Annotated in this window: 11 protein-coding genes; 5 read left to right on the forward strand and 6 right to left on the reverse strand. The window is 67.4% G+C overall.

The window, feature by feature from the left end:
* Positions 1-95: 95 nt before the first annotated feature.
* Complete coding sequence (locus WAQ08_RS06205) at positions 96-707, forward strand: NADPH-dependent FMN reductase (protein WP_422190048.1); 612 nt, start codon at positions 96-98, stop codon at positions 705-707.
* Positions 708-750: 43 nt separating this feature from the next.
* On the opposite strand, the gene WAQ08_RS06210 is transcribed toward WAQ08_RS06205, so the two are convergent.
* Genes WAQ08_RS06210 through WAQ08_RS06230 form a run of 5 tightly spaced genes read right to left on the reverse strand, consistent with a single transcriptional unit; the run spans position 751 to position 5,934 of the window.
* Positions 751-1,563, reverse strand: coding sequence for a 4'-phosphopantetheinyl transferase family protein (locus WAQ08_RS06210; RefSeq protein ID WP_422190050.1), 813 nt, complete (start codon positions 1,561-1,563; stop codon positions 751-753).
* Positions 1,560-2,507 carry an alpha/beta fold hydrolase gene (locus WAQ08_RS06215; RefSeq protein WP_422190052.1) on the reverse strand — a complete coding sequence of 316 codons (948 nt, stop codon included), beginning with the start codon at positions 2,505-2,507 and terminating at the stop codon, positions 1,560-1,562. The genes WAQ08_RS06210 and WAQ08_RS06215 overlap by 4 nt, the downstream gene beginning before the upstream one ends.
* Positions 2,508-2,563: 56 nt before the next feature.
* The gene (locus WAQ08_RS06220; protein ID WP_422190054.1) at positions 2,564-3,439 is read right to left on the reverse strand and encodes an SDR family NAD(P)-dependent oxidoreductase; all 876 of its coding nucleotides are present in this window, start codon (positions 3,437-3,439) and stop codon (positions 2,564-2,566) included.
* 60 nt (positions 3,440-3,499) lie between these two features.
* Positions 3,500-4,426: an alpha/beta hydrolase gene (locus WAQ08_RS06225; protein ID WP_422190056.1), complete on the reverse strand. Its 927-nt coding sequence runs from the start codon at positions 4,424-4,426 to the stop codon at positions 3,500-3,502.
* On the reverse strand, positions 4,423-5,934 hold the full coding sequence (locus WAQ08_RS06230; RefSeq protein ID WP_422190058.1) for a flavin-containing monooxygenase: 1,512 nt from the start codon (positions 5,932-5,934) through the stop codon (positions 4,423-4,425). The genes WAQ08_RS06225 and WAQ08_RS06230 overlap by 4 nt, the downstream gene beginning before the upstream one ends.
* A gap of 103 nt (positions 5,935-6,037) precedes the next feature.
* Here WAQ08_RS06230 and WAQ08_RS06235 point away from each other — a divergent pair, with 103 nt between their 5' ends.
* Complete coding sequence (locus tag WAQ08_RS06235; RefSeq protein ID WP_422190060.1) at positions 6,038-6,694, forward strand: TetR/AcrR family transcriptional regulator; 657 nt, start codon at positions 6,038-6,040, stop codon at positions 6,692-6,694.
* A gap of 21 nt (positions 6,695-6,715) precedes the next feature.
* On the opposite strand, the gene WAQ08_RS06240 is transcribed toward WAQ08_RS06235, so the two are convergent.
* Positions 6,716-7,480 (reverse strand): sulfurtransferase, encoded by a 765-nt coding sequence (locus tag WAQ08_RS06240; RefSeq protein WP_422190062.1) that lies wholly within the window; start codon positions 7,478-7,480, stop codon positions 6,716-6,718.
* A gap of 185 nt (positions 7,481-7,665) precedes the next feature.
* On the opposite strand from WAQ08_RS06240, the gene WAQ08_RS06245 reads away from it, so the two are divergent.
* From WAQ08_RS06245 to dnaE, 3 genes are read left to right on the forward strand one after another with little or no spacing between them, the layout of a single operon-like run.
* Positions 7,666-9,672: a DUF1800 domain-containing protein gene (locus WAQ08_RS06245; RefSeq protein ID WP_422190064.1), complete on the forward strand. Its 2,007-nt coding sequence runs from the start codon at positions 7,666-7,668 to the stop codon at positions 9,670-9,672.
* Between the two features lie 11 nt (positions 9,673-9,683).
* Positions 9,684-11,039, forward strand: a complete 1,356-nt coding sequence (locus WAQ08_RS06250; RefSeq protein WP_422190066.1) for a DUF1501 domain-containing protein — start codon at positions 9,684-9,686, stop codon at positions 11,037-11,039.
* A gap of 52 nt (positions 11,040-11,091) precedes the next feature.
* Positions 11,092-14,634, forward strand: a complete 3,543-nt coding sequence (gene dnaE / locus WAQ08_RS06255; protein ID WP_422190068.1) for a DNA polymerase III subunit alpha — start codon at positions 11,092-11,094, stop codon at positions 14,632-14,634.
* Positions 14,635-14,692: the final 58 nt, after the last annotated feature.

A 14,692-nucleotide genomic window follows, 5' to 3' on the forward strand; every position in this document is an offset into this window, starting at 1 on the left:
TCGGGAACGGCGGCGTTTTACGCCGCGCTCGCGGGACAATTCACCCCAACCGGATCCGGCAGGGTCCATCTTTTGACCAACGAGGTACCTCAGAGATGTCTTCCCAAGCTCCTGTCAAGCTGCTGGCGATCGCCGGCAGCGCCCGTGATGGCTCCCACAACACGCAACTGCTGGCGCTGGCCGCGCGCAAGGCTCAGGCGCTGGGCGCGCAGGTCACCCACGTGAACCTGCGAGACCTGGCGCTGCCCGTGTTCGATGCGGACCACGTGGCCGCCCACGGCCACCCGACGGGTGCGTTCGAGCTGCGCAAGCTGTTCGCCGAGCACGACGGCCTGCTGCTGGCCAGCCCCGAGTACAACGCGCTGCCCACGCCGCTGTTCATCAATGCCTTCGACTGGCTGTCCACGGTGCCGGCGGCTGATGGCCTGGCCGGCGGCACGGGCACCACGGCCGGCAAGCCGGTGGGCCTGCTGGCGGCATCGCCCGGGGCGCTGGGTGGCATGCGCGCGCTGCCCATCGTGCGCACCTACCTGAGCACCAACTTCGCGATGGTGGTGGTGCCCGAGCAACTGGGCCTGCCGGGCGCCGACAAGGCCTTCGATGCCGAGGGCGCGCTGACCAAGCCGGAACTCGATGCCGTGCTGGACAAGGTGGTGGCCTCGGTGGTGCGGCAGGCCGGCTGGCTGCGCGAGGTGCGCAAGGCCTGACGGCGGTTCAGCGCCTGGGCGCTGTGCAGGCTGTGGCGGCGGCTCAGGCTGCCGTGAAGGCCAGCTCGGGCCGCTCGGCGTGGTGGCGCAGTGGCACCGTGTCGAACACCCGGCACCTCAAGGGCTGGCCCTGGGTGTCGGCGCCCGCCGCCACGGCAAACCGATCCTGCAGCAGGGCCTGGATGAAGCGCCAATGCATGCCCTGCTCGGCGCTGTCGCCATGGAAGGTGGCCGGCACGGCCGCAGGCCCGGCAACGGGCGGCGTAGGCAGGGCAAAGGTGCACTGACTCAGCTCGGCGCTCAGGCCTTCGCCTGTGGCCTTGATCCAGGCTTCCTTGAGCGTCCACACCTGCATGAAGGCCTGGTGCAACTGCTCGGGGGGAATGCCCCGCAGCCAGGCGCATTCGGCGGGGCTGAATTGGCTGTCGGCGATGTCCAGCGCAGCGGTGCGGCGGTCGATCGATTCCACATCCACGCCCAGGCGTGAGTGCGCCGTGCTGACTGCACACACCACCAGGCCGTGGGTGTGGGCCAGGTTGAAGTGCAGCGGCGTTGGCGCCGCGGGGCCTTCGATGAAGGGCTTGCCCCGGGCGGTAGCGCCAAAGCGCCAATCGGCCGGTGGGGTGTTGGCCTGCAATGAGAGCACGGTGCGCACCAGCGCCCTGGCGGCCAGGTACTGGCGCTGGTCCTTCTCGAAGCGAAAGGCCAGCATGCGCTGGCGCTCGCTCGGGGTGATGAGGGCGTCGTAATCGGTGGCTATCAGGGCATCCTGCGCCCAGGCGTCTTCATAGAAGAAGCGCCACAGCTGCACCTCGTCGCCCCTCAGCTGATGCGGGCCGTGATCCTGCAGGCTCATGGCGCCGACAGGAAGTGCAGCACCGGCACCAGCGTCTGGGTGGGCGATTCTTCCTGGGGGATGTGCCCCAGGTCGGGGAAGACCACCTTCTGGCAGACGGTGATGTCGCCGCAGAAGCGGTCGGCGAAGGCCACGGGCGCCATGCCATCCTTGGCGCCCCACAGCACCAGCACGGGTTGCTTGATCAGGCGAATCTGCTGCTCCTTGGCGCCGGAGTCCGCCTGGTCCATGCGCTGGAACAGCGCGCGCCGGTTGCCCACGCGCAGTGCCAGCTCGAAGTAGCGGTCCACCCGGTCCTGCGTGACCTTGTCGGGGTGGCCGAACACGTTGCGCACGCTGGATTCGATCACGCTGCGCGGCAGGATGCGCTCGGATACCCAGCGCAGGCTGCGCGCCCCGGCGATCTGGAACGCGATGGGCTGGGACAGCGGCGAGAGCTGGTAGCCGTCTGAATCGATCAGGATCAGCTTGCGCACGCGGTCAGGCGCCAGCAGGGCCGTCTGCCACGCGATCTCGCCACCCAGGGCATTGCCGGCCAGCACCACGCGCCGCACGCCCAGGTTGTCCAGCAGGCGCAGCACGAAGCGGGTGTAGCCCTCGATGTGGTATTCGCCCTGGGGGCTGGGGCCGGTCAGCCCGAAGCCGGGCAGATCGACCGAGATGACGCGGCGGTTCTTCTCGAGCGCCAGGCGCCAGCCTTCCCAGGTGTGCAGGCTGGAGGCCATGCCGTGCAGCAGCACGATGGGTTGCGGGTCGTCGCGCGGGCCGGTGTCGCGCACGTGCACCTGCATGCCGTCGAGTTCGATGAACATCGACGGCTGCGGCGCCCAGCGGGCCACCAGGTCACCGAGCTGGCGGTCGGGCTCCCACGTGGCCCACACGGCCAGCGCCAGGCCCACCACCATCAGAACGGCGCTCCACCACAGGCGCTTGAGCCACTTCATTTGCCAGAGGGTTCCAGTAAGTAGGAAAGGATCTGGCCGGATTCTCCACTACCTGCTCAGGCGCGGGCGGTGCTGTTGTCGCTCTGGCGCGACTTGGCGTTCATGCGCTTGAGCTGGCGCATTACCAGCGGCTGGTACCACGAGCCCAGCAGGCGCACCATCTTGTCGAGCATGCGGGCGTCGGGGCCGACCAGCACGCGGCGGGCGTTCTTCTCGACGGCGGCCAGGATCTGCAGCGCGGCCGATTCGGCCGTGGTCACGTTGATCAGCTTGTTGGCGCGGCGGCGTTGGGTGTCGGCGCTGACGCCGGTGGCTTTTTCCAGGGCCGGGTCGATCTTGCCGGCCAGCGCGATGTTGGTGGCGATGCCGCCCGGGTGCACGCAGGTGGCGCTGACGGGCGCGCCTTCGAGATCAAGCTCCATGCGCAGGGCCTCGGTGTAGCCGCGCACCGCGAACTTGCTGGCGTTGTAGGTGCCCTGCGTGGGCACGGACATCAGGCCGAACAGGCTGGAGGTGTTGATGATGTGGCCGTCGCCAGAGGCCTTGAGGTGTGGCAGGAAGGCCTGGGTGCCGTAGACCACGCCCCAGAAGTTGATGCCCATGATCCACTCGAAATCGGCGATGGACACGGTGCCGGCATTGGCGCTCAGGGCCACGCCCGCGTTGTTGAAGATCAGGTTGACCTTGCCATGATCCTTGGCCACCTGGTCGGCCCAGGCGAAGACGGCGGCGCGGTCGGCCACGTCCAGGCGCGTGATGGTGACGCGCACGCCGTGGCGGCCGGCCAGCTCGGCCGTCTTGGCCAGCTCCAGCTCGTTGACGTCGCTGAGCGCCAGATGGCAGCCGCGCTTGGCCAGTTCAACGGCCAACGTGCGGCCCATGCCGGAGGCAGCGCCAGTGATGGCGGCGACTTGGTTCTTGAAGTTCTTCATGGTGATTCAGTCCGTGAGCGGTGCGTGAGCCGTTGGGCGTGTGGGCTGCGGGGCGGCGCTTCAGGCGGCGCGGGCTTGCGGCGCGGCGCTGGTGACGCGGGTGACGAAGTCGCCAGACAGCTTCAGGTCCTGGCGGGCCTCGGGCAGCATCAGCATGGTGGGCCACACGTGCGGCAGGCGCTGGCGCAGGGTCAGCGTGCTCTTGACGCCCTGCTGGCGGGCCTTGTCGTGCACGCGCAGCGAATCAGACAGCAGGATCTCGTGCTCGCTGGCGAAGATGAAGATCTCGGGCAGGCCGGTCAGGTCACCGAACACGGGCGAGACCAGAGGGTCTTTGTCCGAGTGGCCCTTGAGGTACAGCGCCGCGGCTTCGGGCAGCAGGTGCGGGTTGAACATCACGTCGTCCTTGGCCTTGGTCTTCATGGTCTCGCCGCTGCACGACAAATCCGCCCAGGGCGAGAACAGCAGGGCACCGGCCGGCAGGGGCAGGCCCCGCTGACGCGAGGCGAGCAGGCAGGCCAGGGCCAGGCCGCCACCGGCCGAATCACCGGCGAACACCACTTCAGCCGGGTCGGTGCCCTGGGCCAGCAGTTCCTTCCACCAGGCCACGGCGTCGTCCACGGCGGCGGGGAAGGGGTTCTCGGGCGCCATGCGGTAATCGACCGACAGCACGCGGGCCTGGGCCGTGCGGGCCAGGTAGGCGCAGGTGGGGCGGTGTGTTTTCAGGCTGCAGAAGAAGTAGCCGCCGCCGTGGAAATACACCACCGTGCGCTTGGGTTGGTCCACGCTCAGCCATTCGGCCGGGCACAGGTCCTTGGCCGCGTTGGCCGGCACGGGGGTGTGCTTGATCTCCTTGGGCGGGGGCGGGTAGCGGTCGGCCAGCTTGTCCACCTTGTGGCGGGCGGCGCCGACGTTCAGCGGGCCCTTGCTGCCGTTCTTGAACTGCCAACGCAGCACGAGGTTGGTGATGATGGACTGGACGCTCATGCTTGCTCCGCGTTGTACTGGCCGATGTCGAAGGATCGCGTGCGCAGGCGGTACGCGAAGGTGAAGCTGGGCCACAGCGAGACGTTGCGGCCCTTGTCGTTGAGGTACCAGCTCTTGCAGCCGGAGTTCCACACGGTGGCCTTCAGGTCTTCCTGGATCTTGTCGATGAAGCGCTGCTGGGCCTGGGGCTTGACGTCCAGGGCCTGGATGCGGCGCTCCTTCATGGTCTTGAGGGCCTCGGTCACGTAGCGCACCTGGGACTCGATCATGAACACCATCGAATTGTGGCCCAGGCCGGTGTTGGGGCCCATCAGGATGAAGAAGTTGGGGAAGCCCGCCACAGTGATGCCCTTGTAGGCCTCGGGCCCTTCCTTCCACAGCTCGGCCAGGTCCTGCCCGCCACGGCCGAACACCGTGCGCGGCGGGATCGGGTCCTGCACCTTGAAGCCGGTGCCGAACACGATGGCATCGGCCGGGCGCTCCACGCCGTCCTTGGTGATGACGCCGCGCGCCGTGACGGCCTGGATGCCCTCGGTGATCACGTCGACGTTGGTGCGGCCCAGGGCCGGGTAGTAATCGTTGGAGATCAGCAGGCGCTTGCAGCCGGGGGTGTAGTCGGGCGTGATCTTGGCGCGCACGGCCGGGTCATTGATGGCGCGGGCGATCTTGTGCTTGGCCACCTTGGCCACCAGCTTCATCCACTCAGGCTTGAACTTGAAGGCCAGGAAGCGTGCTTCCATCAGCCAGTATTGCTTGATGCGCTGCAGGCGCTGACGATAGGGGTGGGCCTTGAACTCGGCCTTTTCCCTCTCGGTGAGCGGGCGGTCGTCCTTGGGCACGACCCAGGCGGGCGTGCGCTGGTAGTAGTCGAGCTTGTCCACCAAGGGCGCAATCTGCGGCACGAACTGGATGGCGCTGGCGCCGCTGCCGATCACGGCCACGCGCTTGCCGGTGAAGTCGTAGCCGTGGTTCCAGGTGGCGGAGTGGAAGATGGTGCCTTCAAACGTTTCCAGCCCCGGGATGTTGGGGATCATGGGGTTGCTCAGGCCGCCCATGCCGGACACCAGCACGTCGCACTCGAAGTGGCGGCCGTCTTCGGCCTGAACCACCCACTTGGCGCGGGCTTCGTCATAGCGGGCGCCGACCAGGTTGGTGTTGAAGCGCACGTGGCGCAGCAGCTCGTACTTCTTGGCGCAGTTGCGCAGGTAGGCGTAGATCTCGGGCTGGGGCGCGTACATGCGCGACCACTCAGGGTTGGCCTCGAACGAGAAGCTGTACAGGTGCGAGGGCACGTCGCAGGCGCAGCCGGGGTAGGTGTTGTCGCGCCAGGTGCCGCCGACGTCGCCCGCGCGTTCGAGCATGAGGAAGTCGTCCTCACCCGCTTCGCGCAGCTTGACGCCCATGCACAGGCCCGAAAAGCCCGTGCCCACCACGATGACACGCGCACGCTCGATGCCCGAGCCGCCGGGCTGGCCGGTGCGGGGCTGGCTGAATTCCTGGGGTTTCATGGCGCTGATGCTCCTGGACGTGACGGCTGGATGCAATTGATTTGTGACAAGAACTCATGTCAGAATATCTTTGACAATGGTTCATGTCAATATAGAGATCCCTATGGACAGCACCAACTCCACCGCCCCCCCCCCGAACCGGCGCCGCTATGGCGGCGTGCTGCCGGAGGAGCGCCAGCGCGCGCGCCGCGAAAAGTTGATCGAGGGCGGCGTCGAAGTCTTCGGGAGCAAGGGCTTTCACGGCACCACGGTGCGCGAGGTCTGCGTGGCCGCGCACCTCACGGAGCGCTACTTCTACGAATCCTTCAAAGGGCTGCCCGAGTTGTTCATCGCGGTGTACACGCACCTGCGCGAGCAACTGATGGCCAAGACGCTGCTGGCGCTGCGCCAGGCCACGCCGACCCCGCTGGAGCTTTTAGACCCGGCTTTGCGCGTGTTCCTGGAGTTCATCCGCGACGACCCGCGCCGCGGCCGCATCATGCTGGTCGATTCACTGGGCGTGGACAGCGAGATGGCGCGCATCAGCGGCGAGACCGCGCGCGACTACTCCGGCCTGCTGCGCGCCCACCTGATCACCTTGGTGCCGCCGCACATGCAGGAAGCCATCGACATCGACCTGCTGGCCGAGGGCATGATCGGCCTGAACATCCTGCTGGCCTCGCGCTGGATGCAGGAGGGCTTCAACACCCCGATCGACAAGGTGGTGCGCACGAACCTGCTGCCCTACCAGGGCATGATCGCGCTGGTGCAGGCGTCCTGATCTGTCTGGGCGCCGTGTGCTTCAGGCGCGGCGGCTCGGGCCCTGGCCCGGCTCCAGGGCTGCATCCACCGATTCACGCCCGTCGAACACGAAGCACTCGCCTTGCCAGTGCGTGCCGTCGGTGAGTTCCAGGTACTTGAGGATGCCGCCGTCGAGCTGGTAGACGTGGTCGATGCCAGCCTCGCTCATCACCAGCGCGGCTTTCTCGCAGCGGATGCCACCGGTGCAGAAGCTCACCACGGTCTTGCCCTCGAACTCGGCTTTGTGGGCCAGCACCTGCTCGGGGAACTCGCTGAACTTGTCGATGCGCCAGTCGATGGCGTTCTCGAAGGTGCCGTAGTCCACCTCGAAGGCGTTGCGCGTGTCCAGCGTGACCACGGGGCGGCCTTCATCATCATGGCCCTGCGTGAGCCAGCGCTTGAGTGTGTCGGGTGACACGGCGGGTGCGCGGCCATCGTCGCCCAGCGCATCAGGGCGGATGGCGGGGTGGTTCATGCGGATGATCTCGCCTTTGACCTTGACCAGCAGCTTCTTGAAGGGCACGCCTTCCGACCAGCTCTCCTTGGGCTCGATGGGCGCGAAGCGCGGATCCTTGTGCAGCTCGGCCACCCAGGCGCGCACGGCCTCGGCGGGGCCGGCCAAAAACAAATTGATGCCTTCTTGCGCCAACAGCACGGTGCCCTTGAGGCCGAGTGCTTGCGCGTGGGCATGCAGGCGCTCGCGCAGTGCTTGCGCATCCTGCAATGTCACAAAACGGTAGGCGGAAATGTTGAGTACGTCACGCATGGCGACATTGTAGAAAACAGGCGCTGCGGGGTTCTTACCTTTGCTTGCGCCTGCGCAAGGGTGGTGCTTTCTAAGATCCGCAGCACATCACGACGGGCCGACACGAGCCCGCGACAAGCTGAGGTTCCGACACACACCCAAGCCGCCTGTGTGAGCCCGATCCCCGGGCAATGAAGGTGGTATCCATGACGACAGAAGACACCGTGCGGGCTGCGCGCCTGGGCGGTACGCACACGAGCGGCACCCCCCGCGAGAACACCCCCGATGCACCCCTCCCGACTTCACGCACCCCTGACGTGCTTGGCGCTGTGCACGGGGCCTTGAGTCGCGAGACGGTTGGCGATGGGACGGCGCCCAGGCACCGAGCGTCACTGCTGGCTTCGCTGGCTGCACCGTTGGCCTTGGCCGCTTGTGGGGGCGGAGGCAGCGGCGCTGATGGCAACGGTTCGGAGGCATCGGCCTCCAGCCGCGCCACTGCCGCCGAAGCGGGCACGGCGCAGGCCTTGGATGCGGGCGGCTCGACCGTATCGGTGCCCAAGGCCGCCGGCCTGACTGTGGCCCTGGGCGTGCTGGCTTCGACTCCGGCTGAGCCCGCGCGCACGTCCATGAGCCGCCGTGATGCCACACGCTTGCTCACGCAGGCCAGTTTCGGCATCCGCACGCCCGACGAGGTCGATGCCCTGGCGGCCGAAGGTGCCGAGCACTGGCTATGGCGCCAGTTCAACATGCCGTACGCGCTGCACACGTCCTATTTGGATGTGCAACGCCAGCGCGATTACTACAAGCGCGCTTTCGACATCATGAGCTTCGAGGCCGTGTGGCGCCAGTGGCTGTTCGAAGATGGCCAGTTGCGTGCCCGCGTGGCCTTCGCGCTGTCGCAGATCATGGTGATCTCCAACGTGTCGGGGGCCTTGCCGGCCTATGCGCTGTCGTCCTACATGGACATGCTCAACCGCCAGGCCTTCGGCACCTACCGCGATCTGCTGGGCGCGGTCACGCTGCACCCGGCCATGGGCTACTACCTCAACATGCTGCGCAGCCGCAAGGCCAACGAGGCCACCGGCACGCACCCCAACGAGAACTACGCCCGCGAGGTGCTGCAGCTGTTCTCCATCGGCCTGGCGCAACTCAATGCGGACGGCAGCACGCGCCTGGGGGGCAACGGCCAGCCTGTACCCACCTACAACGAGGCCGTGGTCAAGGGTTTCGCACGCGCTTTCACGGGCTGGAGCTTCGGTGGGCAGGGCAATGGCAGTGCGGGCCTGTTCGACAGCGCACGCATCGACCTGGAGGCCAACTGGACGACGCCCATGCTGCCCTTCGCGGCCATGCATGAAGCCGGCACCAAGCAGTTGCTCGATGGCAAGGTGCTGCCTGCGGGCCAGTCCATCGACAAGGACTTGAACGACGCGCTCGACCAGATCGCCGCGCATCCCAATGTGGGGCCCTTCATCGGCCGGCAATTGATCCAGCGCCTGGTGACCAGCAACCCCAGCGCGGCCTACATCGCGCGCATCACGGCCGTGTTCAACGACAACGGTGCGGGCGTGCGCGGTGACCTGCGCGCCGTGGTGCAGGCCATCCTGCTGGATCCAGAGGCGCGCGGAGACGACGCTGCCACGCGCGAACGCTTCGGCAAGCAGCGCGAGCCTGTGATCCGTTTCGCCAACCTGCTGCGCGCACTGGGCGCCACCACGGCCAGCACCTCGGGCCGCACCGACCTGCAACGCATGGACCAGGGCGGCGACACGCTGGGCCAGAGCCCGCTGATGGCGCCCTCTGTGTTCAACTTCTTCTCACCCAACTACCGCCACAGCGGCGTGCTGGCACAGGCGGGGCTGGTGGCGCCTGAGTTCCAGGCCACCACCGAGGCCACCGTGGTGGGCCTGTTCAACGCCTTCACGCACCTGATCAACTGGAGCGGCTACGGCTGGGACGAAGGCACGGGCGATGGCGGTGGCCGCGTCAACCTGGACATCAGGAGCTGGGAAACATTGGCCTTGTCCAGCCCGGCGGCCTGCGTCGACAAGCTCAACGTGCAGCTCTTCAACACGCAGATGAGCGATGCCACCCGCGCCACCCTGATCGACCTGATCGCCCCTGGCCCCCGCAACGACTGGGGCGTGGCCGTGCGCATCCGCAAGGCCCTGATCTTCGCGGCCATCGCCCCTGACTTCGTCATCCAGAAATGAGCACCGCTGCCATGAACCCCTCTCGACGCCTCTTCCTGAAATCGGCCGCTGCGGCTGGTGTGGCCGGTGCCGCCTTCAACCCCTGGCTGCAGCTCAACGCCCTGGCCGATGCCTCCAGCGGCTCGGGCGGCTACAAGGCCCTGGTCTGCGTGTTCCTGCACGGCGGCAACGACGGCAACAATCTGCTGCTGCCCTACGAGGCCGATGACTACGCGCTGTATACCCAGGCGCGCGGCATCCTGGGCCTGGCACGTGACCGCGTGCTGTCGATCGCGCCCACCAACACGCAAGGCCGGCGCTTCGCGCTGCACCCGTCGTTCACGCGGCTGCAAGGTCTGTTCGATGGCGGGCAGGTGGCGGCGCTGGCCAATGTCGGCCCGCTGGTCGTGCCCACCACCAAGACGGATTACCAACGCGGCCTGGTGGCCCTGCCGCCCAACCTGTTCTCGCACGCCGACCAGCAGGCCGCCTGGCAGACCGACAGCTTCAGCGCCTCGCTCAAAGGGGGTTGGGGTGGACGCATGCTGGAGCGTCTGGTCGATGGCGGCGCGGCGTACCGGGGCTATGCCTGCGTGTCGCTGGGCGGTGGCGGGCAATGGGGCGCGGGCGATGTCAGCCTGCAGCCCTACCGCGTGCCGGTGTCGGGATCCTTCGGCTTCGAGGGCTACATGCCGGACACGCAGGATGCGCTGTCCTACGCGCTCGACGGCCTGGTGCGCCAGACCCGCAGCGATCCCTTCGAGGCCGCCTGGCTGCAATCGCTCAGCCGTTCGATGGACAACCAGCGCGTGCTGACCCAGGCCCTGGGCGGCAACGTCGCGCCCGCCGGCATCCCTACCAACACCGAGCTGGGCCAACAGCTGTCGATGGCGGCCCGGCTGATCCAGGCGCAGGGCACGCTGGGCCTGTCGCGCCAGTGCTTCTTCTGCTCGGTCGGTGGGTTCGACACGCATGGTGATGACCAGCTCACGACCCAGCGGACCAAGTTCGCCGAGATCGACGAGGCCATTGCCGGCTTCTATGCTGTGCTGCAGGGCCTGGGTCTGCAGGACAGCGTCACCTTGTTCACCGCCTCGGATTTCGGGCGCACGCTGGTGTCCAACGGCCACGGTTCGGACCACGGCTGGGGCAACCACCACCTGGTGGTGGGCGGCGCGGTGAAGGGCGGGCGCGTGCTGGGCACCTTCCCTAACCACACCCTCGGCGGGCCGGACGACATCGGCGGCGGCAACTGGGTGCCGACCATGGCGCTGGACCAGTTCGGCGCGGATCTGGGCCGCTGGTTCGGTGCCGGCCCCAGCGCGCTGGACGAGATCTTCCCGCGCCGCGCGCAGTTCGATGCCTCGCTGGACCTGATGAAGGTGTAAGCAGGGCAGGGGAAGCGCAGACCGCCCGACCCGCTGGCGGGATAATCCCGGGATGGCTTTCGTACACCTGCGTTCCCACACCGAGTTCTCCGTCGTCGATGGCACCGTGCGCATCGACGACCTGGTCAAGGCTGCCGCCAAGGACAACCAGCCTGCCGTGGCCGTCACCGACCTGAGCAACCTGTTCGGGGCGATCAAACTGTATTCATCGGCACGCAAAAAAGGTGTTCAGCCCCTCATCGGCGCCGATGTCTGGCTGGAGCCGGACGAGCCCGGCCGCCCGGTCTCGCGCCTGCTGCTGCTGATCCAGAACCGCAAGGGCTACCTGCATCTGTCCGAATTGCTGGGCGAGGCCTGGACGGCCCCCGGCACGCGCACCCACGCCTCGGTGTTCTGGGAATCGCTGGCGCAGCGCTCCGAAGGCCTGATCGCGTTGGCGGGTGCCGAGATGGGCTGCGTGGGCCAGGCCTTGATGAACGGCGACGCGGGCCGTGCCGAGGCTCTGGCCCGGCGCCTGTCCGCCATCTTCCCAGGCCGCTTCTACATTGAGCTGCAACGCGCCGGCCTGCCCACCAACGAGGTGCACATCCGCGCCGCCGTGCCGCTGGCCGCCAAGGTGGGCCTGCCGGTGGTGGCCACGCACCCCATCCAGTTCTCCACGCCCGATGACTTCGAGGCGCACGAGGCCCGCACCTGCATCGCCGAGGGCGAAACCCTGGGCAACCCCCGCCGCATCAAGCGCTTCACGCGCGAGCAGTACTTCAAGACGCAGGCGCAGATGGAGGCGCTGTTTGCCGACCTGCCATCGGCCGTGGCCAACACCATGGCCATCGCCCGCCGCTGCGCGCTCACGCTGGTGCTGGGCAAGCCGCAGTTGCCTGACTTCCCCACGCCGCTGCTGACAGACGGGCCCGACGCGGGCAAGCCCATGCCCATGGCCGACTACTTCCGCCAGCTCTCCTTCGAGGGCCTGGAAGAGCGCCTGGTGCACCTGTTCCCCGATGTGGCCGTGCGCGACGCCAAGCGACCGGAGTACGTCACGCGCCTGGAGTTCGAGATCAACACGATCCTGAAGATGGGCTTCCCCGGCTACTTCTTGATCGTGGCGGACTTCATCAACTGGGCCAAGAACAACGGCTGCCCCGTGGGCCCGGGCCGGGGTTCGGGTGCCGGCTCGCTGGTGGCCTATGCGCTGAAGATCACCGACCTGGACCCGCTGGAATACAACCTGCTGTTCGAGCGCTTCCTGAACCCCGAGCGGGTCTCGATGCCCGACTTCGACATCGACTTCTGCCAGGGCAACCGCGACCGCGTCATCGACTACGTGAAGGACAAGTACGGCCGCCCCGCCGTGAGCCAGATCGCCACCTTCGGCACCATGGCCGCCAAGGCCGCGCTGCGCGACGTGGGCCGCGTGCTGGGCATGGGCTACGGCCACGTGGACAGCATCGCCAAGCTGATCCCCGCGCCCCCGGGCAAGACGGTGACGCTGGCCAAGGTGCCCGAGAATCCCGATTCCGGCGTGATCTACGCCCGCAAGGAAGCGCCCGAGCTGGAGCAGCGCGAAGCCGCCGAAGAAGAAGTGGCCTCGCTGCTGGCCCTGGCCGAGCGCGTCGAAGGCATGGTGCGCAACATCGGCATGCACGCCGGGGGCGTGCTGATCGCGCCGGGCAAGATCACCGACTTCTGCCCGCTGTACATGCAGCCTGGCAGCGACAGCGCCGTCAGCCAGTACGACAAGGACGACGTCGAAGCCATCGGCCTGGTGAAGTTCGACTTCCTGGGCCTGGCCACGCTGACCATCCTGGAGACGGCCAAGGAGTTCATCATGGCCCGGCACCCGGACCAGAAGGACTTCGACTTCGCCAAGATCAAGCTGGACGATGCGGCCACCTACCGGCTGCTGTCGGAGGGCAAGACGGTGGCCGTGTTCCAGCTTGAATCCCGCGGCATGCAGGGCATGCTGAAGGACGCCAAGCCCAGCGTCTTCGAGGACATCATCGCGCTGGTGTCGCTGTACCGCCCGGGCCCGATGGACCTGATCCCCAGCTTCTGCGCGCGCAAGCACGGCAAGGAAGAGGTGGAGTACCTGCACCCGCTGATGGCCGAGGTGCTGGAAGAGACCTACGGGATCATGGTCTACCAGGAGCAGGTGATGCAGGTCGCCCAGCGCGTGGGCGGCTACTCGCTCGGCGGCGCCGACATGCTGCGCCGCGCGATGGGCAAGAAGAAGCTCGAGGAGATGGTGGCCCACCGCGCCACCTTCGCCGAAGGCGCGGCCAAGAACGACATCAAGCCCGACCTGGCCAACGAGATCTTCGACCTGATGGAGAAGTTCGCGGGCTACGGCTTCAACAAGTCGCACGCCGCCGCGTACGCCCTGCTGGCCTATCACACGGCCTGGCTGAAGGTGCACTACACGGCCGAATTCTTCGCAGGGAACATGACCGTGTCGAGCGACGACACGGACAAGCTCAAGATATTCCACGACGATGCCACGCAGAACTTCGGCATCACCTTCACGCCGCCCGATGTGAACCGCGGCGCCTGGCGTTTCGAGCCGGTGGACGACAAGACCGTGTGCTACGCGCTGGGTGCGATCAAGGGCACGGGGCAGGGCGCCATCGAGGCCATCGTGCGCGAGCGCACCGAGAACGGCCCGTTCACGAGCTTCTTCGATTTCTGCGCGCGGGTGGACCGCAAGTCGGTCAACAAGCGCGTGGTGGAGGCGCTGATCAAGGCCGGCGCCTTCGATGCATTGGAACCGCACCGCGCGGGCCTGCTGGCCAGCGTGCCCCTGGCGTTCGACTATGCCGACAGCCTGGCGGCCAATGCCGATCAGGGCGGCCTGTTCGACTTCGGCGACAGCCATGCGGCCTCGACCAACGAGCCGGACATGGTGCATTCCGAGCCCTGGTCGCTGAAAGAGCAGTTGGGGCTGGAGAAAACCGCGATCGGCTTCTACCTGTCGGGCCACTTGTTCGACGAGGCCGAGAAGGAAGTGCGCCGCTTCGCCAAGCGAGTGGACGATCTGCAGGAAGCGCGTGAGCCGCAGATGACGGCGGGCATCGTGACCGAGCTGCGCGTGATCAACGGGCAGCGGGGGCGCGTGGCGCTCTTCAAGCTCGACGACAGAAGCGGTGTGATCGAGGCCGTGGCCAACGCGGAGCTGCTCGATGCCAACCGGGATCTGCTGAAAGACGATGAGCTGATCGTGGTACAGGGCAAGGTGCAAACGGACCGCTTTGCGGGCGGGCTGCGCCTGAACGTGCAGCAGATCTGGAGCCTGGGCGCGGCGCGCTGCCGCTTCGCGCGCTTCCTGCGCGTGAAGGCCAAGGGCCAGGACTGCCCGGTGGCCGATGTGCTGCGCGAGTTCCCGGCGCGCCGGGTGCCCGCGCCGCAGCCGGATTTGCCGGAGACCGTGCAGGGATTGCCCATCCGCGTGGTGGTCGAGCGCGTCACGGCCGAGGTGTCGGCGCGGGCGGAACTGGAACTGGGTGACGGCGCGCGCTTCTTCCCGAGCGATCAGGCGCTGATCCGCATCAAGGAGTTGATGCCGGGTGGCGTGCCCGAGGTGGTCTACGGCGAGGGCTGAAGCCTCCGAGAAGACGCGATGAAGGGCACGGCCTTGTCATCGGCCGGCCCTTGTCACA

This window comes from Aquabacterium sp. (assembly GCF_049274795.1).
Lineage (GTDB): Bacteria > Pseudomonadota > Gammaproteobacteria > Burkholderiales > Burkholderiaceae_C > Aquabacterium.